Here is a 2,484-nt window from a genome sequence, read left to right on the forward strand (position 1 = left end):
GTGGGTGCGCGCGGCATCGGGCGCGGGCGGCGGCTCGGAGCTGTCGGACGCCGGTTCCTGGGCGGTGTCGGAACCGCTGGTCAAGGACCTCAAGACCACCACCGCGCGCGCGATGTACAACCATAACAACACGGCCAACGTGTGGTTCTACATGTACGCCGGCGCCAAGGGCACGCTGTACTCGGGCATCCTGCCGGGCCAGGACGACGAGGCGGTCGCCTACCACAGCACCGGCGGCGTGGCGGGCAGCTCGGGTGGCTCCTACTGCAACCCGAGCGACTGGTTCTGCAACGACCTGACCCTCGGCACCGCGGCCAACGAAGGCGGCAGCGCCAAGTGGAGCTTCCACTCGGTCTCCTTCCGCGACGATAACGAGAGCCATAACCACTACGCCAACGGCAACTGGGGCGGCATCGTCGGCGTGGTGCGCACGGCGGTGGTCAACAGTGCCAACTAAGCGCTCGACGCTTGCATGGGCGGCAGCCGGCATCGCCGCCGCGGCGGTGCTGGCGCTGGCCTTGTGGCCCGCCAGCGGCGGCGAGACTACTGCCGCCGGCGCGGCTGCGGCGGCGCCGCAGGCCGCGCAGGCAGCTGCGACTGCACCCGGGCCGGGTGGCCCTGCCATCCCGCCGCCCGCCGGCGAACGGCAAGAACGCCTGCGGCTGCTGACGGAGCAGGTGCGGCATGCGGACCATACCTGGTGCAGCTATGCCGCCAGCACCGTCTACCCGCTGGCGCCGGGTGAGCCGCGCGCGACCGGCCTGGTGACCCAACCGGCCGGGCCGAGCCCCCGATGGCGCTTCGAACGCGGCCGCCGGCCACCGACCCGCGGTGCTGGTGCAGACCTCGCAGTCGCGCGGTCGGTGGCCGGCGAGGCGGCGGCGTTTCGCGCGGCCTCGACCCGCAGGGGCGGGCTGCCGGTGGTGTCACCAGGCCGGTGCGCGCGCGTCACCCGGCGCCAGCGGGTAGACGGTGCTGGCGGCATAGCTGCACCAGGTATGGTCCGCATGCCGCACCTGCTCCGTCAGCAGCCGCAGGCGTTCTTGCCGTTCGCCGGCGGGCGGCGGGATGGCAGGGCCACCCGGCCCGGGTGCAGTCGCAGCTGCCTGCGCGGCCTGCGGCGCCGCCGCAGCCGCGCCGGCGGCAGTAGTCTCGCCGCCGCTGGCGGGCCACAAGGCCAGCGCCAGCACCGCCGCGGCGGCGATGCCGGCTGCCGCCCATGCAAGCGTCGAGCGCTTAGTTGGCACTGTTGACCACCGCCGTGCGCACCACGCCGACGATGCCGCCCCAGTTGCCGTTGGCGTAGTGGTTATGGCTCTCGTTATCGTCGCGGAAGGAGACCGAGTGGAAGCTCCACTTGGCGCTGCCGCCTTCGTTGGCCGCGGTGCCGAGGGTCAGGTCGTTGCAGAACCAGTCGCTCGGGTTGCAGTAGGAGCCACCCGAGCTGCCCGCCACGCCGCCGGTGCTGTGGTAGGCGACCGCCTCGTCGTCCTGGCCCGGCAGGATGCCCGAGTACAGCGTGCCCTTGGCGCCGGCGTACATGTAGAACCACACGTTGGCCGTGTTGTTATGGTTGTACATCGCGCGCGCGGTGGTGGTCTTGAGGTCCTTGACCAGCGGTTCCGACACCGCCCAGGAACCGGCGTCCGACAGCTCCGAGCCGCCGCCCGCGCCCGATGCCGCGCGCACCCACTTGATGTTCCATCCCGTCTGCGAAGTGCCGTCCGAATTGCCGCATACCCCGGCCGAATTGGGGCTGGCGTTTTTCTTCAGGCGCGAGGAGGCGCCGTAGTTGGCCAGGGTGTAGCCCATCATCAGGTCGCCCGCGCTGTGGGTGGCGACGTAGCACCAGTTGGGGCCCGTGCAGAAGCAGTCGAGCGCGTCGCGGATCTTGCCGTTCTGCGAGGAGATGCTGTTGTAGCCGTCCCAGTTCACCGATTTCTTGTTGATGCCCGCGGCCGTCGTGTCCGGGCCCCAGTAGGTAAAGCTGTTGTAGTTGCCGACCACGCCGCCGCCGGTGCGGCCGTTGATCCAGAGGGTGTAGTTGGTGGCGCTGGCGAAGCCTGATACCGCGGTAAGCGACAGGACGAAAAGCGTAACGAAAATGCGCGTGAATCGACTCATTTAATTCTCCTTGTGTGGGAACGCCGGATGAAAAAACGGTGAGACGGGCGATGCGGGATGGGTAAAAATAGAACGACCGTGCTACTGGTCAACAATGAATTTACCGAGCGGATTTATTCGTGTCAATCCGAACGCTCGAGAACGGCAGGAATGTGATTTTATGGAGACAAAACGCCAGACTCAGTCGAGTTCGGCCAACGCCTTGATGTGGGCCACCGCGCTGCGCGCCAGCGCCGACAGGTTATAGCCGCCTTCCAGGCAGCTGACGATGCGGCCCTGCGCGTACTGCTTGGCGACCGCCATCACCTGCTGGGTGATCCAGGCGTAGTCCGCCTCGACCAGGCCCATCTCGCCGATGTC

General features: G+C 68.4%; 2 protein-coding genes and 2 pseudogenes. 2 read left to right on the forward strand and 2 right to left on the reverse strand.

Annotated features, from left to right (window positions below; genetic code table 11):
- Both D3872_RS04875 and D3872_RS25205 read left to right on the forward strand, forming a co-directional pair.
- Nucleotides 1–457, forward strand: a pseudogene (locus D3872_RS04875) (hypothetical protein); the annotation flags it as partial.
- Entirely contained in the window at nt 447–1,253 is an 807-nt protein-coding gene (locus tag D3872_RS25205) for a hypothetical protein (protein ID WP_147373795.1), read from the forward strand. The pseudogene D3872_RS04875 and the gene D3872_RS25205, both read left to right, overlap by 11 nt.
- Here the strand turns inward: D3872_RS25205 and D3872_RS04885 are convergent.
- Both D3872_RS04885 and D3872_RS04890 read right to left on the reverse strand, forming a co-directional pair.
- Complete coding sequence (locus tag D3872_RS04885; RefSeq protein WP_119809738.1) at nt 1,237–2,124, reverse strand: hypothetical protein; 888 nt, start codon at nt 2,122–2,124, stop codon at nt 1,237–1,239. The two genes, D3872_RS25205 and D3872_RS04885, sit on opposite strands and share 17 nt — an antisense overlap.
- 180 nt (nt 2,125–2,304) lie before the next feature.
- Nucleotides 2,305–2,484 (reverse strand): annotated as a pseudogene (locus D3872_RS04890) (histone deacetylase family protein); the annotation flags it as partial.

Origin of the sequence: Massilia cavernae (assembly GCF_003590855.1) — a bacterium.
Lineage (GTDB): Bacteria > Pseudomonadota > Gammaproteobacteria > Burkholderiales > Burkholderiaceae_D > Telluria_A > Telluria_A cavernae.

Excerpts from the sequence above, each read along its gene's own strand:
- D3872_RS04885 (WP_119809738.1), bottom strand. The coding sequence starts at position 2,124 with ATGAGTCGATTCACGCGCATTTTCGTTACGCTTTTCGTCCTGTCGCTT.